Below are 21,054 nucleotides of genomic sequence, written 5' to 3' on the forward strand. Positions count from 1 at the left end.
ATTTGCTGTTGCTATTTGCTGTTGCTATTTGCTGTTGCTATTTGCTGTTGCTATTTGCTGTTGCTATTTGCTGTTGCTACTTGCTGTTGCTGTTGCTGTTGCTATTGCTATTGCTATTGCTATTGCTATTGCTGTTGCTATTTGCTGTTGCTGTTGGCTGTTGCTATTTGCTGTTGCTGCTGGCTGTTGCTGTTGGCTATTGCTATTGCTATTGCTATTGCTGTGGCTGTTGGCTGTTGCTGATCGAGTATGGAGACGGCGCCAAGCGATGCCCTGCATTCGGTGCAGTCGCGTGATCGCAGAACAGCGGCGCAGCTCGATGGCACATCATGGGTAGCGTGCGTAAGACCACTGCGTGCGGGTGCAGCGATGGGTGTGCCGTCTCCGACACTGTCTCGTTGCGGCGCATGGGATGGCGCCGCGTTTTTGATCGACCGCAACACGCGCGTACAGCGCGCTAAACCACAAGCGCAGGTCATGCCGCTACAGCCGCGTGACCTGGCAGAGCCGGATCTGCCCCGCTTCCAGCCCATGCGCTTCTGCCGCACGACGGCGCAACGCACACACCAGTTCGGCGGCATCCAGCACGCCATCGGCAGACACCTCCACGCTGTGAGCGAGCTGCCCCCATAGCACTGGCCGACCATCGCAATAGCCTTCGTAGTCGGCGAAGTAATGCAGCTGGCGCGACTCAGGTCCCGACGTGGACATCGCCCTGAATCTCCGTGCAGCCCAGATGTTCCAACGCGATTTCCAGCCCCAGCAGATAGCTCTGCGCGCAGTAACCGCGCACTGTCGCCACGCACTCGCCCAGACCTGCCGGCAGGCAGCGCTCCGGCCGGTCCGTACTGTCGTCGTGCGTTTCCACATAGGGATAGCGCAACGCCGCCAGCACGCGATGCAGGCGCACGCTGTCCACGCAACTGCCCGGATCGATCAACGCAATTTCCATCCGCGCCTGCCCGGCCACGCGCAACGCATCCAACAACTCCTGCTCCGACCCGCAGGCACGCAACGCCACCGTCTTGCCCGCATCGCCGGCACATTGCACAAGCTGCCGGATCACGGCCCGCGGCAATGGCTGCGGCCCACGCACCCGCGGCGATACCGCATCCGGCCCACGCACGATCATGATCGACATGCCGGCGTCCTCAGGCAGCCAAGCGCAACGGCGCGTGCAACGAGGGCAGACAGCGCGCAGCAATGCCCAACGACATCGCATACGCACGCGGCGCATCGTGCGGCGCAATCACCACCGCCAGCGGCGCATGCTGCGGATGCAGCCACGGCTCCAGCTCCTGCGCCGCATCGGCATGCAGCTCGATGTACGGCGTAGGCAGCGCATCCACCGCTGCACGCAAGGCCCTGGCACAACTGCGCTCGGACAACGGCAGATCGCCCGAGTCCAGCAGCACCAATTCCACCTCCGCATCGCCACCGGCCAATTGCAAGCTCGCAATCAAGCTATCGACATCGGCGCACGCCACCGTCCGTAGCGCGCGACCACCACACTCGGGCGCCATGACCGGCAACGCTTGCGCCGGATCAACCTGGGGACCTTGCAAAATCAGGATACACATCGTGTTTGGCTCAACGCACCATTGTGCGGGAGTGCCAAGGTAGATCTGGTCGACATAAAGGAGCTATCGACGCAACGTCCTCCACGCATAAAGAATGTGTAAAGACTGCGCGTTCGCAGAGCACAGCGAAGCTGGATTTGGCCTTCACACCGTGCCAACATAGCGCGCCATGGCAGCACGGGGGCTGACAGAGCAAATTAGAAGAATAGACATGGTTTAAAGACCTGATTTCGAGTCAGCAATAGCCGCGCATGCTGAGCTTCTGTGATTTGCATACGATCCTTCTTTTTAGTTTCCAATCCAGATTTCAAATATATTATATTATCGGATTAAACCACTTTTTAATTGACGAGGATTTATGGTCCGCACGATCTTAGCAGTTACTCTTCTACTAATGAGCCTTCATGCCAGCGCAGCTAGTTATTCTTTTAGCGGTCACAAGGTAAAGTATCTTTCCACCGGCTGGGGAGGTGAAGCTCTATACGTTGGGACAGAAGGCGTTCTCCCGGCGGGAGCCGATTGCGGCGGTGGAAATCGCTTCATCATCTTGCAAACAGCTCCAATGTATAAGGAGATTCTTTCCATGCTGCTGATGTCGGTTCAGAACAAGAACAACGTGCAATTCTATATCGATGGCTGCAACGGAAATTCCATGCAGTTAAAGGCCGTCACTATTTTTGATTGATCAGGGTTGATCGAGAAAAATCACTTCGACCTGCCTTGGCGCTGTGGACTCCCGGCAATTCAGTTCCAGCTAAAATTAGAGGTCTGCGATTGATGTTAATCGCAGACCTCGGCGGGCGTTAGCCCGCCCAAGCTGTCGTGCGGTATCTGTTGGTTTAGTCGGCCAGCCAGTGTTCTGTCTGTTCGCGAACCTCGCTCAGGGTGCGGAAGAGATGCATGTCCAGCACGCCGCGCCGGTAGCTGCCATTGAAGCGTTCGATGAAACCGTTTTTGCATTGGACGCCCCGGCTCGATGAAGTCCAAGGCGGTACCCCTGCGCTCAGCCCACTCGGCCATGGCCAACGGGACAAATTGCGGTCCGTTGTCCAAACGAAGCCTGTTCGGATAACCGCGTCAGGCCGCGATACGTTCCAACGTGCGGATGACGCGGGCGGCCGGAAGATTCAAGTCCACTTCGATCGCCAAGGCTTCCCGACTGAAATCGTCGATGACATTGAACGTGCGGAAGCGTCGACCATCCCACAACGCATCGGACATGAAGCCGATCGACCATCCGGCATTGGGCCGTTCTCCGCATGCCAACGGTTATGAATAGCGCGTGGGGACCCGGCGCCTGCTGCGACGACGCCGATTGAGCTTCATCAGGCAATACACGCGCCAGACCCTTTTGTGATTCCACACATATCCGCGACGACGGATGATCTGAAAGAGCTTTCCGAATCCACGCTCGGGAAAGCGCTCGGCCAATTCGGACAACAGCGCAATGACTTCCTAGTCGCGATCGGGAAGACACCGATAGCGTGCTGTCGAGCGAGCCACGCCAACGACTGAACAAGCCCCTCGCTCTCTCCAGCCATGTTGCTCGACGAGCCAGGCAAGAAGCGGACGGTTGTGCGCCGGGTCTATAACTTTTTGTGATGACTTCCCTCAGTGCATGTTTCTCTATCTTCAGCTCCGCATACATCCATTTGAGCTTGCGATGCTTGGTCTACAGGTCGCAAAGGCGCTGTACGTCAGTAGCTTCCATGCCACCGTACTTGGACTTCAAGACGTAGTAGGTCGCATAGCAAATGCCAAGCTCACGGGACGCATCCTTGACCTGGCGGCCGCACTCGACATGCTTAGCGTGGAGACAATCTGGCTTTCGGCGAACTTGCTTTTGCGCATGTCTGGTCTCCTTGGGGCTAGTCTGCCCGGAGACCTCTAGCTATGGCTGGATCGATTTCACCGGGAGCTGACATTGTTCAGACGCTCCTAGAGCTCACTCAAGATATAGCGCGCCGTCTCGCGGTCCGGCCATGCTGAGCAATCTCCCGTTCCCTGCACATGAATCATAAGCCCTTGTGTATGCGCACTTAGTAACAAGGCATACATTGCTCTTCCCGTGTGCGTGGATAGCGATATTGACCAAGCAGTTGATGAACATTTTGGAAGATTCGTATGCTCTCCACTTAAAGAAAAGAAAACCACATCATTAGCATGAGGCATCAACTGCGTAACTTTTCCAGAGCCATTTCCTGCCCAAGCTGAAAATGACGACACTAATAAAACCAAGCATGACCCAAATATATTTAAACGCATGGACAGCTATTCTCCAAATTCTTGATAATTGACTCATGGGACGACCGAACTCTTTTTTCTAACGATGGTTGGTCTCGCAAATGCATCGAAGGATAGATTATCTGGAGTATAGTATGACTCCATACTGTCGCGCAGGCTCTGACCTGAGAGGGCCCAGAGCAACTTCTGCAAACCCGTCACCCTGGTACTGGCGCGTTGCAGCGATAATCGGCACATAGGGAAGATTTGATCTTCCCAAATCGTATGTTGAAGAGCGGAGTCGGGCTCAGCTAAAAAGTCAACCCGACCCCGTTTTCTTCGAACCTGACCCCGTTTTCTTCAAAACCACGCTCGGAAAAGCGCTCGGCCAATTCGGACAACGGCGCAATGACCTCCTCGTCGTAACCGGTATGGCGCCGATAGCGCGCTGTCGAGCGAGCCACGCCAACGACTGAACAGGCCCGACGCTCGCTCCAGCCATGCTGCTCGACGAGTCAGGCAAGAAGTGGGCGTTTGTGCGCTCGGTCTACAGCTTTTTTGCGATGACATCTTTCAATGGATGGTTTTCCATCGCGAGTTCGGCGTACATGCGTTTGAGCTTGCTGTGCTCGGTCTCCAGGTCGCGAAGGCGCTGCACATCAGCTGCCCCCATGCCACCGTACTTAGACTTCCAGACGTAGTACGTCGCGTCGGAAATTCCCAGCTCACGGCACACATCTTTGATCTGGCAGCTGCTTTTAACCTACTTCAATGCGGCATTGCTCTGGCTTTGATAAGCTCGCTCGCACATTCGGGCCCTCCTGTTGACAAGGGCTCCTGCACGCTTTTATCGCTGCCGAAACGATTTTCTAGGCCAATAGTAGTTCTGTACCATAAACCCAACTCCAACTCCAACTCAGACCGGAGATGTCGGAACGACCACAAATGTCGTATGAATTGGGAGGCCCGTCTCTGCTAACAAGCGAATAATAGATGTATCTGCAAAAAGTTCAAATGTTCCCCCACCAAATTCATCTGAATTTTCTCCTACAAATATATCTATAAATGCATTAGTTACCCCTGGAATTATAGAGCACGGGACCACACCCCTAACGGCAACGTTGCATACACCTTGAATAATCTCGGAATATCCATCGCCCACAGTTCGCAAAGAAAACTTCCAAAGCCCTGTTTTTTCAACAACTTCTTTACCACTAGAAGTTAGCCAAGATTTTCCTTTAGCATGCGACTTAGTCGGCTCAACGCCTAACATCTCTGTCACCACACTTGGTTCCAGCTCGTCACCTTTAAGGTAAAGAGCTACCTCTATGGACAGTTCACTTTTGCTCATATTTCAGCCGTTTTCCAAGTTACCAATGACTTCACCATCTGGACTAATTACATCGCCAGTGTCGGGATTCACTCCATAATTGTCTAGTCCTTTACCGCCACCCTGGGCTTTATCGTCTTGTTTTATGCCGTGAAATATTCGCCGCCCTTCGGTTCCCCCAATTCCCTTTCGGCGTCCCCATTCCTCAGAACCTCGGTCCGCAGGCCAATAGCCCGGCGGATGCCGACGAGACTCCTGCCAGCCAAGCTCACCACAACGCGCTCCACCGCAAGCATTGGGTGAAGCCAAGAATAGTACTGGCGCTAATACTATTGAGCCCATAATCGGCGAAACCCAGCTCACGGCAGCCGGACCTGTTCTTTCCACAAGTACTGTTCCCAATGTTAGTATAGCTGATTGCTGTACAGGTGGCGGGGGAGGTGCGACAGCCGTAACTCGTTCCATATCTCGAATTGTTGTTGATTCTCTACCATCCGGATCAGTAAAACTGTACGGGTTGTTGTCAGCGTACCAATATCGGTTAAAGGCCTTTGTCGGGCTCCCATAGGCGTTGATAGGATCCACCGATAGGAATCTTCCGACTTCCGCGTCATAATATCTCTGTTGCATATGTGTTAGCCCGGTCGCTGAGTCCATTAGATGTCCGGTATAGCCGACGCCATCTACAGTCCCTCCCAAGCTTGCTCCATAGGGTTCATGTTCTCGCCGCTCAATGATACTGCGGTTCGCATCTGTCAGGACGGCAACAGACCCTAAACCGTCGGTGTGCACATAACGAACAGTTTGCGCAGAAACGCTCCAGCAGAATCCAAAACTCAACGAAGTCAGAGCGAATGCTAACAATAACTTAGCAACTATTTCATTGACTTTGCTCACGTATTCCGCCCTCCATATTTTTAATATACTATTCATTAGTTTTATTTAGCGGCGCCAGTAGCATCAACTTATTTGAGATAAACCTCAACAATTTCACAACCAGTGGCCTGATAATCCACCTTTCGTTTGTTTACCAGCGCAGACATTAATACCGCCATCAGCGATCTACCTCCCGGCTTGGCTTCATCGAAATACATCGCCGGAGAATTCTTGCATTCTTGCGAAAGAGTTCCGAACCACACAAGATGGGTACTGACCGCCTGATAAGTACCAAGCTGGGTGACTTCGACATCACGCACCCACTCACTTGCAGATGCATTAACAGGCACCGCTGTAACGAGTAAGAGAAGCAAACCAAATGAATAAGAACCCACATCATCGCCTTTTATTGATATAGACAGCTTTCAGTCTCATCGCACTATTTAGACATCCGTCTACATAAAGATCGACTGGGAAGTCGTTCTGCATCGCCATCATTAACAATGATGTCATCTCCTTGTTCATCAAGCCCCCTTGCTCTATGAAAAAGACATTGCCCGTGCCGCATGCTGCCCCGTTCTGCGACGTTCCAGCTGTTTCAACATACAAACCCTCAGCACCCCAACCTGTATTGAGACGGGTAACCATGTTCCCCATGACCACATATGGAGCTGCAAACGCTTCACTACATAGAAGTGACGGCAGAGTGCAGAACACCAGAAGAAAATTCCTAAGGTTGAATCGTGGATTTAGCATCTGAGATACCATTATTGGAGTTTTAGCTCTTTCGAATCAAAAATTCGCTCTAGTCAGTTCAGCAGAAGTTGATAGAGCAGCGGAACGATATCTGCCGCGGAGCGCTTGACATGTGACACTCCAGACAACTCAGTGCATGCCCCACCCTGCGTACAGGCCAGCACACGATACGAATACGTTCCGGAGGGACGGGACAACGAGGTCCAGGTGGTTTGATTGCCCTCGTAAACAGAAGTCCACGTCAGTCCGTCGATACTTTCCTCAACTACATAGCGCACGCTTCCTGGGCTTGCGGTCCAGGTTAGAGCGTCCTTCATCGCTGGCACTTGTCCAAATGACCACTCGACTTCCGCCACGTTGCTGCCGCCCAGCAAAACATATTCTGTCATTTTGGAACGGCGTTGATTTTTCTGAAAGCGCAATACTCCAGCTTGGTCATACATCGACCCTACGCTGCCGCTCGATTGTGTTGCCTGGGTACGCCTACCGTTGCCGTCGTACCGATAGCTTTCCTTATTTGTTGCCGCACGCAAGCGATTCCCTAAGTCGAAGACGTACGCCTGCCCATTCTTATTGGTGAGATTGCCCTGTAAATCGTACGCAAGACCGACAACAGTGCTTCCAGAGCACTCGTTAATCTTGATATTGGTGAGATGCCAATACGGATCGTAGCAATAGAAATGCTCGCGTCCAGGTGCTTTTACGTAGGTCAGATTATCCAGTGCGTCGTAGCGATACTCGGCGGTGCCGAACATTGGAGATACGGTGGACCTCAAACGATCCAGCCCGTCATATGTCATCGTTCGGTTGCCGCGCTGATTGCGGCCAGTCGCCCCGTCTGTAATCGCTGCAACATTACCGTTTGCGTCATAGTCATAGCCATCACTTAATACGACATTGCCACCAAAGGCATCTTCGCTAGTGTCGGGCAACTGTCGTGCGTTCTGCACCATATTGTGAACAATGTCATTTCCATACGTAAACTGCCGAAGCGCTCCGTTTGGATAATAGCTAGCACCTGTCGCGTAGCTCCCGGACTGTGTGGCTTGGCCCAACGCGTTTGGAGCGTAGTCAACAGTCATGCCCGTAGGATAACGCTGCATCGCTAGGTGACCGTTTGCATTGTAGATCGAGCTGATCGCCCAGGTTTCGCCATCCGCCTGCCCTTGACTCTCGCCAATAAGAAGACGACGCTTGTTGTAGGTGTAGCTGTTGTAATTGGCTACACCGCCGTTGATTGTAGTTATCTGCTTGACTAAACCATCCGGCCAGTACGTCCAGCGCTGATTTCCGTTTCCATCAGGGAAGAGCAGCGCGGTTAAACGACTGCGTGAATCATAGACTCTATCTACTCGACGCGCCGCGATCGTCTCACTTGTTCCATTCAGATCACAACCCACATCCGCTGGAAGTCCGGCAGCGGACCATTTCATGTTTCCGGCAGGGTCGTATCCCATCAAGGTGGCGCCCGTCTCAGGCTCCACTGAACGGCACAGCTCTTGACTGCCGTTGTAGGCGTACCTACGCGTCAGCATCTGAGATGAATTTGCGTTACGCCGGGTGATTGAATTTGGTTTGCCAAATAGATCCCGCGCAATATCAGTGTAAGTTCCTTCCGGATGCTGGATCCAAACAGGTTTGTCATAAGCCGGCTGATCAAAAACCTGATAGCCTGTAACAGTGGCCTGTCCGCGCGGATTGACTACACTGGTTTGATTACCAGCGAGATAGCTAGTAACTGTATTTAGTCGGCCAAGCTCAGAATCCTGGGACGATAAGGTGATTCTTCCCAGCACGTCGTAGCCGTTCCGATAACCCGTGCTCAGCGCACTGCTGCTTCCCGGATAGGAAGAGAATACCAATTGCCCCATACCATCGTACGAAAAGCTTTGAAACCGCTGCGTCCCAGCCTCGTTTGCTGCGTCGTATTCGCGCGTAAGTAGCGGTTGCATCATTGCATCGAAGTAAGTGATCTTGCGAGCGCTGCCGGTAGCCACCATTTGGCGCCAATGACCTGCCGCGATATCGTATTCCTGAGCACCCACTTGCCCGAAGGATTGCATAGTTGTATTCCACGCCGAGCTATCGTTTGTAGGATAGGCAATTGCAGAGAGGCGGCCCATCGCATCATAGCTATAGTTGGTCGTGTAACCATTCTGATCAATCGCTGACGTTATCCAGCCATTGTCGTTGACGTTTGCAGAGATTGTAGTCCCGTCCGAAAATCGAATCGACTGAGGTATTCCTCTTTTCCAAAAGCCAAACGTAGTGGAGTTATTATTCCCATCGACGACAGAAGCGATTGTGCCATCGCCGTTATAGTTTATTGCTTGCTTCAACTTTCCGAAAGCACTGATTGCAACGGGCTGCGAATTGCCGTTATACGATATCTGTCTTTCTACTAGACCGGTATCACTGTTCGTGGATTTTGCCTCCTGACCAAGCACCCATTTCTGAGTGTTGTCGTAATATGACCTAACATCTGTTCGCCCATGCCAAGGCGTATATCTCGCGACCGTAATCGGTCTCGCAAAGTTGTCGTAGCTACCCACCGAGTATGTATAGGCCGTGCCGTCTTGTCCGATCACCCTTGAACTGAGTGGAGAGACACGAGTCATTTGGTCTGAATTTAAGTTACCGGCAAAAGTAGCCCCGTAGCGGGCCGGCCACGGACCATTGGTAGCGGAAGCGTATGAATTTTGTTCAGTTCTAACCAAACTCGTCCCCACAGCTCCTGAAAATTGTTCGGATTTAACCAGCTGACTCTCACTCACATCGAATCTATTGCTATATGTGTAGCGAGTTGCGCTACCATTTGGATCTATAACGTCGGTCCATGCAGTAGAAACGCATCCGACCCCGCAGTCTTTGCTCCAGCTATTGTTTGGAAGCGAGTATGCGTAGGACCATATGCGAGACGCAACTCCCGGCCCATAAAATTCTTTCTTTGCAAGTGTCCGTGAAACATAGACATTGGGATGAACAAGCGTTCTTCGATTGAATGAATTATCACAAAGATAAGGCACGTAAGAACGGCCCCTGAGGGTCGATCCTACTGTAAAAGCGCCTGTTAGCCCTGACGGGTGGCGCATGGTTCCTATGGCGGTGACTGTGCTTGGCTTGGTAACAAAAGAGCATCCGTCATCGGTTGGATATACGACGGCGGAATATCCGGGTGCCGTCCCAAAGGCTCCGACATCAAAAGCCCACGAGGAGCCATCGGGTTGGATAAGCGACACCAGATGAGTACGTCCGTCCGACAATATGCCGTATCGGTATGACCAAGTTCTGGACGGGGTATCTGAAGTCTGTAGCACTGCAGAGGTGATGCGTGTGCCCGCTTCAGTTGTTCCGCCTATCCTCTGCGACCACGGCTCGTAACTCAAAGTGAGCAACCGGCCATCGCTCGCGGCGATTCTTGCTAAGTTGCCTTCTGAGTCATATTGATAGGTGAGCGTGTTTCCGAATCTATCCTCCACCTTGGAGACAAGATTCATCGCTATACTCCGCGCTACTCCGCCGAAGTTTGGCTGAGCGAAGCCCACGTTGGTGTATGGCTTGACGACAGCCCAGTCCATCCAGTATTTCGTGCCCTCGGGAGAGACCACAAAGAATCCGTCGCCGGCTACACCGTTCGCGGTTCTTTGCAAGCAACCAATCGCCCATTGGCTTTTAGTTACCAGCGGGAAATTGACTGCTGCGCCGTCCACGGTCATAGCTAGTGGGATGTTTCCGTTCGCTCCATCTTTCGCCAACAACTCTTGACGCCCGCTTCCGGGGATAACAAGCTGATAACCGCCCCACCACTGTTCAGGAGGGTAGAATATCGGGCGAGAAGAGGCACTGCTATTTAATACAATTGTCGGGGCGGGTGAGATATTTTTGCACCTCAAGCCAAATCTTTCAGCGCCGATTATGGTTTCAATTTTTGGAATTTCTAGCCGCCAGTCGGAAAATGCGCGCGAGGGTGCTTCTGCAAAACTGCGATCGTTGATTTCTAACGTTCTGGAAAGTTCAATAGGAACACCTTGGCCTTCTTGAACTATGTCTACCTGCCTAAATGAGATTGCACCCGTATAAAGGTCGATGAGTTCACCGAACGGCTTATCGCCATGTGGTTGAACTGATTGAGAACTACGTACGCGCTTGTCGAATTCTGATTCTGGGGAAACCATTTGCGCCTGCGATGACGCAGCTGAAATTAGTAGAATTAATGCAGCAAGGCTTTTAGATTTTACGCCCAACATATGCCCCCCTTATTTCACATATAGCTTTAAGACTATGCAGCCGGCGCATTCTTAATAATACAGGCCGCAAAGAAATTTTCGTAAATTTAGCTTTATAACGCATACCGCCTTTTAAGCGGATATCATCATCAAGGGGGAATATAAAAACCGTCCGCCATTAGAATAGGATGCAGTTTAATCTTCAAGATATATAAACCGCCCAGTACACGTAACGTCGTTATCCTCGATGACAAAGTTGATTCTCTTGCCCGTTGTCAGCGAGGTCATCAATGCAGCGTAGATCGCTTTATTGTTATCAACACTAGGGTTTGCCCAGTTCAGCGTCTTACCAATAGGACAGGCTGTATTGCCTTCACTCAGTCTAAATGGAATGCGCGCCGGCATATAAGTCGCCTCGATCGAGGTAACCCGGCCGGAGAACCACTGTAATGCGTCGGCCGGACCTGACATGGCGATGAGCACAGATGCGGTTAGAAACATGGATGTAGTTTTCACTCTCTCGCTCCGCAGAATTCCATATTGGCTCAAGTCAATCCCTACTTCGCCCTAGTTACAGGCAAAAGAAGCGAGATAATGTCATTTATTTAAAGAAGCCTAGCGCCGCTTTCTCTCGTGTGCCAAAATCTCACATACCTTGACCATCACCAGATCCAGGTCGAGATCGCGTACGCATGCTTTTGAAGTCATAACGAGTGGCTCTTGGTATGACACAAATGGAGCTTGTCGATAACAAACTTGTTCAGTGTTGCGCAGCCCGTGATTTGGGCGATGGAATGATGTACCGCAGTTCCTTCGGCGTACCAACCATTCTTTACATACGTAATCTTGCCATGGCTGCTGATCTCGACGGCCACGGACATTCCAGACAATGACGCTATTAACGCAAGCAAGACCTGCAAGCACGCACGTTTGCCGAGATGCATCCTGCTTTCCTATACGAATCCGATATCGAACAATACGACGGCCACAGCGCCGCCGCGCGAGGCGCTGGACGGTCACTGGTTACGTCCCCCTGAATTTTCTGCAGGAGAGGTGGCTCGCACCCCATCTGATATCGGCAGCATGAACAGATGAGTCAGCTTTGTCAATATGTGATGAAGGCCCTAAAAACTACTTCTCCCGCCGCCAATTCACCGAGCCCTTGGTCTCCACCGTGCTCGATTCAGCTTCCACATCGAAGCCGCGGCTGAGCAGGTATTTGAGGGTGAGCACCGAGCCGCCGCCGATCATCGAGACGCCGTAGCCGACGTACAACTTGGGCGAGAGGTATTTGCCGAAGCCCACCACTGAGCCGAGCGTGCTGGATTGGCTGACGCCGGCTTCGTCCAGGCCGAGCTTGGCGCCGATCTGCGAGGCGATCAGGCTGCTGCCTGCCGACAGTGCGGCCGAGGCGGCGCTGACTTGCTGGGTTTCGTCGCTGCTGGCGGTGGACAGGCCGCGGCCGAGTACCAGGTACGACAGCGCTTCGGATTGCGACATTGCCGGCTCCGACCACACATCGGCGCGTGGCGATTCGGCGCGGCCGCTGACGTCGATACCGGCGGTGACATCGCCGATCTTGCGTTCGGCGCGCAGGCTCACGCGCGGGTCGGAGACGATGTTGTTGTTCCAGGTCAGCTGGCCGCGGCTGATGGTCAGATCCTGGCCATAGGCCTTGTAGCGGCCGCGCACATCCAGCCCGCCATTGGCGGTCATTTCGCGCCCCGGGCGCGCGCGGATCTGCATCTGCCCGCTCAGGCCGCCCTTCAGGCCGAAACCGCTCATGTTGACCTTGTCGCCGAGCACGATGGCCAGGTCCATATCCAATGGCGAGGACGGAGCGACCTCCGGGTCGACCGGGTCCAGCACCACCACGTCTTCGGACACCGAGGTGCCGCGATCCAGGCGTTCCAGGTCGATATCGGCTTCGGGCACGGTGACCTTGCCGCGCAGCTGCATGGTCTTGTCGACGATGCCGAACTGCATGTCCGGGTTGGCGATGATGCGCAACTCGCTGGTGTTGTAGGCCAGCACGTTCTGCCCGCGGATGTTGAGCAGCAACGGCGTGCTGGTGCCGAACCACGACAGCCCGCCATCGACGGTGAGCGTGCCCTCGCCGGACTTGGCCGAGGCGGTGATCTTGGCCGAGCCGTCCGGCAAGGCGTCGAAGCGGCCTTTGCCCTCGCTCAAGGTCAGGCCCATCGACGGATATTCGGCAGTGAAATCGCTCAAGGTGGCATCGCCGCCCAGCAGTGGTTTGTCGCGGGTGCCGCGCAGGCTCACATGGCCTTCGACCAGGCCTTTGGGCCGCACCACATCGGCCACCACCAGCTCCAGCCAGTACAGCCGCGACATGTTCAGATACAGCTCGCCATTGAGCGGCGCGTACGCGTCCCAGCCGGTGTTGAACTTGGCATCGACAAAGCCCGCGCCCTGGAAGCCGACACCGAGCTTGCCCTGGATCTGCTGCGGGGTGAAATCGGCCTGCATGCTGAACTGGTCGTAGCGCAGCAACTCACCGCGATTGGGGTTGCCGGCCACCGCGGCGTAGCGGGTTTCGCCCAGGCGGATACCGCCTTCGGGCGAGGCGATGCGGAAGCTGCCTTCCCATGCATTGCCGCGCGGCTTGAAGCTGCCGTCGAGTGCGAGTTCACCGCGCAGATAGATCTGCCGGCCTTCCTGCTTGGGCAACCACGGTTGCACCAACGACAGCGGCAAGGCGTCGCCATGCACCACCATGCCCTCGCGCGGCCAGTTGGCGCTGGCGCACAGCGCGCCGCCGGTGGCCGCGCCCAGGCAGGTGTCGGACAAGGTGAAGGCCGCGCCGTCGGTACTGAACTGCGCCGGCTGCCGCAGCGTCCAGGCATCGCCCTTCGACGGTGCGATGCGCAGCGTGGCGACCTGGCCCTGCCAGCGCGCGCCATTACGACGCACATCGCCCTGCAGCGCGACGCTGGCCATGCTGTTGGCGATATCGGCATCCAGACGCAGCGCTTCCACCGCGCCGCGTGCCTGCACCCGCACGCTGTCCAGCACCACGCCCGCTTCGATGGCGGTGCCCTGCAGCGCCAGTTGTCCATCGCTGCCGCGCCACGGCAGGCGCCCACGCAAGCTGATGCTCTGCGCGGTATAGGTGTTCCAGCGCAGGCCATTGCCGGCGATGTCGGCGGTGATGTCCGGCGCATCGCGGCGGCCGCTGACCTGCAACTGCCCGCGCACGGTGCCGGTGGCGCCAGGCAGTACGTCGTCCAGTTGCAGCGGCTGCAGTTGCGCGGCGATATCGAGCTGATCGCCGACCTTGCCCTTGGCAGTGACGCGGCTATTGCCCAGCGACAGTTGCAGTTCGCCTTCGCCTTGTTCGCCACGCAGGGCAAACTTGCCGTTGGCCGACAGCGCGCGCTGGCGCAGCTGGCCGGTCAGGCTGGGAACATCGGCCGTGGCTTCGAAGCCCGGCGACACGCCACCGGCCGGCGCCGGCAACTGCCGGCCCTTGGAGGCGATCTTGCCGGACAGATTGCCGTTCCAGCCCGGCGCGAAATAGCCCGGGTCAAACTTGGCCAGCTGCGCGGTGACATCCCACTGCAGCTCCGGTGCCCAGCCCACTTCGCCGGTGACATCCAGCGAGCCGCCCGGCGTGGTGGCCTGCACCTGCTTGAGCTGCGCGCGTTGGTCGTTGCCACGACTGTCGAACACCAGCGCGGCTTGCTGGCCGTCGCGCTCCACGGTGGCGCGGCCGATTGCAGCCCACGCCTTCAGCGTACCGGCCACGCCCAGGCGTGCGTCGATCAATTCCACCGGCACCACCGGCGCATCGGGGGTGGCCGGGTCGACCGCGGGAGTGAAGCGCAGGCCCTTGGCATTGACCGCAAAACGGAAACTCGGATTCTGGGTATCGCGGAAATCGGCGGTGCCGCGCAGCTGGGTGCGCCCTTCGAAGGTATCGATCACCAACGGTTCGACGGTCAACACCTGCTCCTGCAGGCTGATGTGCGACGGCTGCAAGGTCGCGCTCAGCGCGCCCTGTTTGACGCTGCCCTGCAGATCGGCCTTGCCGCCCTTGCCGGACGCGGTCAGGTTCAACGCGATCGGCGTGGCCGGTGCGTTGGTCGCGCCAGCGGCGGCCGGAATCAGCAGCGAGGTATCCAGTGCCTCGGTGACGGCCTTCAACGCCCAGGTCGGGTCGTTGCGGCCGGTGAACACCAGGCTGGCCTGCAGCGGTGCCGGCGCGCGGCCGGCGATCGCCACTTCCATCTTGTCCAGGTCACCGCGTGCGACCAGGCCCAGGCTGGCCGGCGTGCGGCCACGCGCGGCCGGCAGCACCGCGGTGGCGGTGAGATCGGCGTGGTAAGCGTCGTTGGGAATGTAATCGCCATGCAGGCGGAAGTCGCCCATGTCGGTGTCGATCACCAGATCGCGCGTGCGCAATTCGCCGGTGGCCACTTCCAGCCCGCCCTGCATCTTGTGCAGCACGATCATCGGCTGCTGTAACTGGGTGATGCGCAGATTGTCCACCGCAATCTTGTCGGCCTGGATCGCCAGCGGCACGTTGATCTGCGGCAGCGACTCGGGCCAGCTGGGGAGCTTGAACGGTTCGTCGCTCTTGCCAAGATTCAACGTGGCGTTGCTCACCTGCACCGCGTCCAGCTGCAACTTGCGGCCGAGCAATGGGCGCAGATCCGGCTCCAGATACACGCGCTCGGCGGTGAAGTGGATGTCCTGATAGGTGAAGTCGACATTGCGCAAGGTCAGCGGGCCGGCCACCGGGCCTTCGACACTGCCGTAGGTAAAGCTGGCGCCCACAGGCAAGCGCGCAACCACCTGGGCAAGCAACACGTCGCGCCCGGCCACGGTCTGCAGCAACCAATAGAGCGCGATCAGGGCCAGCAGCACCAGCCCGAGCACGGTCAGCCCCGAGCCCACCCAGAACCGGCGACGGCGATAAAAACGCGCGCGGCGCGGTGCGGCAGGTGGCGTGGGTGTGCTCACAGGTTGGCCCCGATATCGATGTAGAGCTGAAACTGCGAGTCGGGGTCGTTCAAACCGTGTGCGATATCCACGCGCACCGGTCCCACCGGCGAACGCCAACGCAGACCGAAGCCGATACCGGTATGCCAGTCGGGCCGGTCGTCGAAGGCGCTGCCGCTATCGACAAACACCGCTCCTCCCCACGGGCCGCCCTTGAGGTAATGCTCGTACTCGGCGCTGCCGGTGACCACGTTCTTGGCACCCAGCGCAAATTCGTCCGGCCTGGGCGTGCGTGGGCCCACTTCGCGGAAGGCGTAGCCGCGGATGCTGTTGGCGCCACCGGCAAAAAACCGCAGGCTGGGCGGCATCGCCACCAGATCGCTGGTCCAGGTGGTGCCGCCTTCGCCGCGCAGGATCACCCGCCCGTTCTCGCCGGCGCCCAAAAACCAGCGCAGCTGCCCATAGAGCTGGCCGAAGTTGGTGTCCGAGCCCGCACCTTCGGCGCCACCACGGATCAGCGCCTGGCCCGACACACCGCTGCGCGGAAACAGCCGGTCGTCGACATTGATGTAGTTGGCCTGCAGCTGCGGATAGATCAGCGTGGAGGTTTCGTACACCGCACCTTCGAAATCGTTGCCGCTGCTGAACCGCCAGCGCTCGCGCAAGGCGTTGATCGAGGCAATCGCGCTCCAGCGCTCGTTGATCTGGCCGCTGCGGCTGCCGGTGAGTTTGACGTTGCGCAGGTCGATGTACTCGGTCTGCTCGTCGTACAGACGCGCCGAGGCGGTGTACCAGCCGTCGAGCCAGCGGAACGCCGGCACCCGATAGCTGGTGGTCAGGCTCTTGCGGTTCTGCGCGTAGTCCAGCTGCGTGTCCATCTTGTGGCCACGCGCATTGACATAACGCCGCTCCACGCCGCCGCGCACACCGGCGCCGCTCTCGCTGCCGTAGCTCAGACCGGAGGTGTAGACGGTGCGCTTGGCGCGGGTGAGCTTGACGTCCACCGGCACGCGGCCATCGGCATCGGCGTCTTCGGGCTTGGGCTGGATATCGATGGTGCTGAAGTAATCCAGCTTGGTCAGCGACTCGCGCAGCCGATCCAGTTTGCCTTCGTGGTAGTAGCTGCCCTCGTCCCAATACACCAGCGGGTCGAACAGGCCATCGCGAAAGTAGTCGTAGTCGAAGCGCACCTTGCCCATGTCGTAGCGGCGGCCGCTATCCCAATTCAGGTCGATGTCGGCAGCGTGTTCGGCGCGCGTTACCGCGACCCGACGCTGGGTGAAGTCGGCGTCGAAGTATCCACGCTCGGCCAGACGCCGGGTGATGCGGACCTTGCTGGCTTCGTATTGCGGATGACTGAAGACCTGGCCTTCGCGCGGCTCGAACTGCTTGAGGTCTTGCCCCAGATAACGGTCCTGCTCGGCCCAGCCGGTGATGGAGATATGCGAGGTGCGTACCCGTACCGGCTCGCCACGGTCCACCGTGATCACCACCGTCACCTGGTCGCCATTGCGCGGCGCGGCCAGTTCGATGGTCGGTGAGTAGTAACCAAACGGCTCCAGCGCCTCGCGCGTCTGCCGCTCCGCCTGCGCCAGCAGGTACTCCAATCGCGACTCGCCCTGCTCTTTGCCGACGGCCTCATACAGAGACAGGGAGACCTCGATGTTCTCGATCATCTCGGCATCGTCGCCGTCGTCCAGCCCTTTGATCTCGATCTTGTCGATGGTCGCCCGAGCAGCCGCTTGCAGCGGAACGAACAGGATGCACAGCAGGGAGAGAGCAAAGACGGCTTTAAGCATCGGCAAAGGATACCCAGCCTAGGCGTGAAGGGACAAAAAATCTGCGCAAACACGCCTATACGGAACCGAACGGGACTGGGTACAGTCGGTACGTTGTTAACGTTCCGTTGGCACCCATTGCGCGCGGCCCCCCGATTGCCGCGCGCCCGTTCATACCTTTGGAGAGAGAGGTTCGTTTCATGAAGCGTCATTTGCTGGTTACCGCCGTGTGCACCGCCCTGACCATGCCATCGCTTGCGATGGCACAGCAGCAAGGTGAAGTGACTCAATTGGACAAGGTGACGGTGACAGGATCGTTGATCCCCCGTTCCCAGGTCGAAACCGCAACCCCGGTGTTTTCGATCACCGCCCAGGACATCCAGCGCCGCGGCTTCAAGGACGTCTACGACGTGCTGCGCTCGCAACCGATGGCCACCGGCGCGGTCCAGGATAGCCAGTTCAGCAACGGCTTCACCGCGGGTGCCAAGTCGCTGAGCCTGCTCGGCCTGGATCCCGGCTTCACCCTGGTACTGATCGATGGCCGGCCGATGGCCGACTACCCGTTGCTCTACAACGGCCAGAGCAACTTCGTCGATCTGGCCAGCGTGCCGGTAGGCATGGTCGAGCGCATCGACGTGGCGCCCGGTAACCAGTCCTCGATCTACGGCTCCAGCGCCATCGCCGGTGTGGTCAACATCATCCTGAAAAAGCGCATGGACGGCGTGCAGATGAATTACCGCATGGGCACCTACGACGGCGGTGGCGGCAACAACCAGCGCTTTCAGCTCACCGGCGGCAACGAGATCGGCGGCGCCAACATCGTCTGGGGCCTGCAGCTCAACAATCAGGATCCGATCTACGGCTATCAGCGCCGCGACTTCGATTCCACCAACGACAATCCGGACCCGACGCTGCGTTATGGCTCACGCATCGCGCTGCATAACGTCGCCGGCCCCCCGGCCACCTATGTCGACCCCGGCGCAGACAACTGCGCGGCGTTGGGGGCGCTGTTCAATGGGTCGGTGCAATACGACAACCGCGCCAACCGCGGCAACTTCTGCAGCAGCCGCGCAGTACCAGGCTACGCCAGCATCCTCAACAAGGAACGCAGCGCCAGCGGCTATGCCAACCTGAGCTATGCGTTCAACGACAGCACCGAGCTGTACTCGACCGTATTGCTCAATCGCACCAAGGTCGAGGTCAATAGCGGACCCGGCTTCTGGCAGACCTCGTCGGACACCGGTGGCCTTTTCTACAATCAGAACAGCCAGCAGCTCGAAAGCTATCAACGCGTTTTTGCACCTGAAGAAACCGGCAATCAAGATTTCAACAACAACCGCCAGACCGCCGACTCCTACAACATCGCGCTCGGCCTGAAAGGCGGCCTGGGTGCCAGCAACTGGACCTACGATGCGTACTACGCACGCTCGGAGTATCGGATCGACAGCCGTCAGCAGTGGCCGCTGGCCGACCGCATCGAAGATTTCTTCCGCGAACAGTTTCTTGGCGCGTCGCAGGGCGACTTCGCCGGCTACCCGATCTATTCGCCCAACGATGCCAACTTCTATCGCGCGTTGACGCCGGCGCAATACCGCAGCTTCAACGATGAAATCCGCACCAAGTCCAGGACCTGGACCCAGAACGTCAACCTGCAGCTGACCAACACCGAGTTGTTCAACCTGCCGGCCGGTGCGGTCGGCGTCGCCGGTGTGTTGCAGGCCGGTAATCAGTACTGGACCAATCCGACCGACCCGCGCGTGATTGCCGGCGACTTCTACCAGCTGACCGGCACCCAGGGCAGCGGCAAGCGCGAGAATTGGGCGGCGGCCTTCGAAATGCGGGTGCCGATCCTGAGCACCCTCACCGCCAATCTGTCCGGCCGCTACGACGACTACAAGAACCAGGGTGGCGGTGGCGATTCCAAGTTCACCTACAAGGCCGCACTGGAATTCCGCCCGATCGATTCGCTGCTGTTCCGCGGCAACTACGCCACAGCGTTCAAGGCACCGGACATGGCGTTCTCGTTCGCTGGCGACAGCGGCTTCTTCCAGGGCGTCAACGACTACTACCGCTGCGCGGTCGAAGAACCCGGCGTGCCGATTGCCGACTGCACCTATGCCGGCGCCACCATCCAGGGCCGTCGGTCCGGCAATGCGGATTTGCAGTCGATCACCGCAAAATCCTGGGGCGCCGGCATGGTGTGGTCGCCGAGCGCACGCTTCAGCGTCAATGCCGATTACTACAACATCAAGATCGATGACAAGGTCAGCGACCTGAGCACCGATACATTGCTGCAAAACGAATCGGCCTGCCGGCTCGGCGCCCTGGACATCAACTCGCCGACCTGCGTGGACGCGCTGTCGCGTATCGACCGTACCGCCGCCGATGCGCAGGTACCCAATCGTCTGAGCAACATCCGCATCAACCCGGTCAACATCTCCAGCGAGGAAATCTCCGGTGTGCTGACCAAGGCGACCTACAACCTGGCCACCGAATCCTGGGGCCTGTTTGTGTTCGACGCGCAATACAACCTGACGCTCAAGCATGAAAGCCAGCAGTTCCCGCAAGACCCGGTGCGCGACCTGCTGAGCGAGCCGTTCTTCTCTACCGAGTTCCGCAGCATCACCAATGCCTCGATCACCTGGCAGAAGGATGCATGGACCACCACCTTGTTCGGCCAGCGTTACGGCCGTACCCCTAACCTCCTTGCGCAGCAGAGTACCGATGGCTATGCGGTGGAGGGCGCACGCAAGGTCGGAGCGTGGACCACCTTCAATGCGACGCTGGACTATGCGATCAACGACGACATCTCGCTGACGGCCACCGTCAACAATCTCGCCGACACCCGCCCACCGCGTGATCGCACCTACACCGACTACCCGTACTACAACATCTTTAACTACACCGGCTACGGCCGTTCGTACATGCTGGAATTGAACTGGCGCTTTGGCGCGCAGTGAGTCATCGGTTGTGACCAACGGCCGGCAGTCATCATGACTGCCGGCCGTTTTTTTGATGCAAGGCCGCTGACTTATAGGCGCCTGGATTGGACTGGAAGCAGCGACCAGCAGCGCTTGAACGCTGTCTCGATGGAGGCCAGGTCTGGTCGCACTCGCCTTGGCAGACATGTTGCCAAACACGTGGGATGAGAGCGCGATGCCCTCACCGCTTGCACGACACGCCGTGCATCCATCCACGCAGGTTCTTACGTGACATCCATCCCGCCAACAGCGGTTCCGCAAGCAGCGCGGACATCGCGCCTGCCAACGTGGCAGTGGGCTGACGGGGATCAAACAGCAGGCTGCCCACCTGACGGTGAG

General features: G+C 57.4%; 14 protein-coding genes and 2 pseudogenes. 3 read left to right on the top strand and 13 right to left on the bottom strand.

Going from position 1 to position 21,054, the window contains the following annotated elements; translation table 11 throughout:
- A partial coding sequence (locus ABQZ00_RS21850; protein ID WP_349777726.1) for a hypothetical protein occupies positions 1 to 296 on the top strand: 296 nt, incomplete at its 5' end.
- A 187-nt stretch (positions 297 to 483) separates the two neighbouring features.
- Here the strand turns inward: ABQZ00_RS21850 and ABQZ00_RS21855 are convergent.
- Genes ABQZ00_RS21855 through ABQZ00_RS21865 form a run of 3 tightly spaced genes read right to left on the bottom strand, consistent with a single transcriptional unit; the run spans position 484 to position 1,580 of the window.
- A complete protein-coding gene (locus ABQZ00_RS21855; RefSeq protein ID WP_161961724.1) occupies positions 484 to 711 on the bottom strand; it encodes a hypothetical protein in 228 nt (75 codons plus the stop codon).
- Positions 692 to 1,141, bottom strand: a complete 450-nt coding sequence (locus ABQZ00_RS21860; RefSeq protein ID WP_161964762.1) for a type II 3-dehydroquinate dehydratase — start codon at positions 1,139 to 1,141, stop codon at positions 692 to 694. The genes ABQZ00_RS21855 and ABQZ00_RS21860 overlap by 20 nt, the downstream gene beginning before the upstream one ends.
- 10 nt (positions 1,142 to 1,151) lie before the next feature.
- The gene (locus ABQZ00_RS21865; protein ID WP_115529292.1) at positions 1,152 to 1,580 is read right to left on the bottom strand and encodes a hypothetical protein; all 429 of its coding nucleotides are present in this window, start codon (positions 1,578 to 1,580) and stop codon (positions 1,152 to 1,154) included.
- Between the two features lie 358 nt (positions 1,581 to 1,938).
- Here ABQZ00_RS21865 and ABQZ00_RS21870 point away from each other — a divergent pair, with 358 nt between their 5' ends.
- Positions 1,939 to 2,265, top strand: coding sequence for a hypothetical protein (locus ABQZ00_RS21870; RefSeq protein ID WP_115559878.1), 327 nt, complete (start codon positions 1,939 to 1,941; stop codon positions 2,263 to 2,265).
- A gap of 95 nt (positions 2,266 to 2,360) precedes the next feature.
- Here ABQZ00_RS21870 and ABQZ00_RS21875 read toward each other — a convergent pair.
- From ABQZ00_RS21875 to ABQZ00_RS21920, 10 genes and pseudogenes are all read right to left on the bottom strand, one after another.
- Positions 2,361 to 3,431: pseudogene (locus ABQZ00_RS21875) on the bottom strand (IS3 family transposase).
- A gap of 693 nt (positions 3,432 to 4,124) precedes the next feature.
- Positions 4,125 to 4,551, bottom strand: a pseudogene (locus ABQZ00_RS21880) (transposase); the annotation flags it as partial.
- Between the two features lie 168 nt (positions 4,552 to 4,719).
- A complete protein-coding gene (locus ABQZ00_RS21885) occupies positions 4,720 to 5,154 on the bottom strand; it encodes a DUF4279 domain-containing protein (RefSeq protein ID WP_323539491.1) in 435 nt (144 codons plus the stop codon).
- Positions 5,155 to 5,157: 3 nt separating this feature from the next.
- Positions 5,158 to 6,030 (bottom strand): RHS repeat-associated core domain-containing protein, encoded by an 873-nt coding sequence (locus ABQZ00_RS21890; protein WP_323539492.1) that lies wholly within the window; start codon positions 6,028 to 6,030, stop codon positions 5,158 to 5,160.
- A gap of 68 nt (positions 6,031 to 6,098) precedes the next feature.
- Positions 6,099 to 6,404 (bottom strand): hypothetical protein, encoded by a 306-nt coding sequence (locus ABQZ00_RS21895; protein WP_323539493.1) that lies wholly within the window; start codon positions 6,402 to 6,404, stop codon positions 6,099 to 6,101.
- A gap of 1 nt (position 6,405) precedes the next feature.
- Positions 6,406 to 6,765, bottom strand: coding sequence for a hypothetical protein (locus tag ABQZ00_RS21900; protein WP_323539494.1), 360 nt, complete (start codon positions 6,763 to 6,765; stop codon positions 6,406 to 6,408).
- A gap of 53 nt (positions 6,766 to 6,818) precedes the next feature.
- Entirely contained in the window at positions 6,819 to 11,012 is a 4,194-nt protein-coding gene (locus tag ABQZ00_RS21905) for an RHS repeat domain-containing protein (protein WP_323539495.1), read from the bottom strand.
- Between the two features lie 174 nt (positions 11,013 to 11,186).
- Positions 11,187 to 11,507 carry a hypothetical protein gene (locus ABQZ00_RS21910; protein ID WP_323539496.1) on the bottom strand — a complete coding sequence of 107 codons (321 nt, stop codon included), beginning with the start codon at positions 11,505 to 11,507 and terminating at the stop codon, positions 11,187 to 11,189.
- Between the two features lie 615 nt (positions 11,508 to 12,122).
- Entirely contained in the window at positions 12,123 to 15,977 is a 3,855-nt protein-coding gene (locus ABQZ00_RS21915; RefSeq protein ID WP_323539497.1) for a translocation/assembly module TamB domain-containing protein, read from the bottom strand.
- On the bottom strand, positions 15,974 to 17,755 hold the full coding sequence (locus tag ABQZ00_RS21920) for an autotransporter assembly complex protein TamA (RefSeq protein WP_323539498.1): 1,782 nt from the start codon (positions 17,753 to 17,755) through the stop codon (positions 15,974 to 15,976). Before ABQZ00_RS21920 ends, ABQZ00_RS21915 begins: the two co-directional genes overlap by 4 nt.
- Before the next feature lie 239 nt (positions 17,756 to 17,994).
- Here ABQZ00_RS21920 and ABQZ00_RS21925 point away from each other — a divergent pair, with 239 nt between their 5' ends.
- Complete coding sequence (locus tag ABQZ00_RS21925; RefSeq protein WP_323539508.1) at positions 17,995 to 20,694, top strand: TonB-dependent receptor plug domain-containing protein; 2,700 nt, start codon at positions 17,995 to 17,997, stop codon at positions 20,692 to 20,694.
- Positions 20,695 to 21,054 lie beyond the last annotated feature (360 nt).

Origin of the sequence: Xanthomonas sp. WHRI 10204 (genome assembly GCF_040202875.1) — a bacterium.
Lineage (GTDB): Bacteria > Pseudomonadota > Gammaproteobacteria > Xanthomonadales > Xanthomonadaceae > Xanthomonas.

Coding starts and splice junctions, on each gene's coding strand:
- ABQZ00_RS21855 (WP_161961724.1), bottom strand. CDS start 711: ATGTCCACGTCGGGACCTGAGTCGCGCCAGCTGCATTACTTCGCCGAC.
- ABQZ00_RS21860 (WP_161964762.1), bottom strand. CDS start 1,141: ATGTCGATCATGATCGTGCGTGGGCCGGATGCGGTATCGCCGCGGGTG.
- ABQZ00_RS21865 (WP_115529292.1), bottom strand. CDS start 1,580: ATGTGTATCCTGATTTTGCAAGGTCCCCAGGTTGATCCGGCGCAAGCG.
- ABQZ00_RS21870 (WP_115559878.1), top strand. CDS start 1,939: ATGGTCCGCACGATCTTAGCAGTTACTCTTCTACTAATGAGCCTTCAT.
- ABQZ00_RS21885 (WP_323539491.1), bottom strand. CDS start 5,154: ATGAGCAAAAGTGAACTGTCCATAGAGGTAGCTCTTTACCTTAAAGGT.
- ABQZ00_RS21900 (WP_323539494.1), bottom strand. CDS start 6,765: ATGCTAAATCCACGATTCAACCTTAGGAATTTTCTTCTGGTGTTCTGC.
- ABQZ00_RS21905 (WP_323539495.1), bottom strand. CDS start 11,012: ATGTTGGGCGTAAAATCTAAAAGCCTTGCTGCATTAATTCTACTAATT.
- ABQZ00_RS21920 (WP_323539498.1), bottom strand. CDS start 17,755: ATGCTTAAAGCCGTCTTTGCTCTCTCCCTGCTGTGCATCCTGTTCGTT.
- ABQZ00_RS21925 (WP_323539508.1), top strand. CDS start 17,995: ATGGCACAGCAGCAAGGTGAAGTGACTCAATTGGACAAGGTGACGGTG.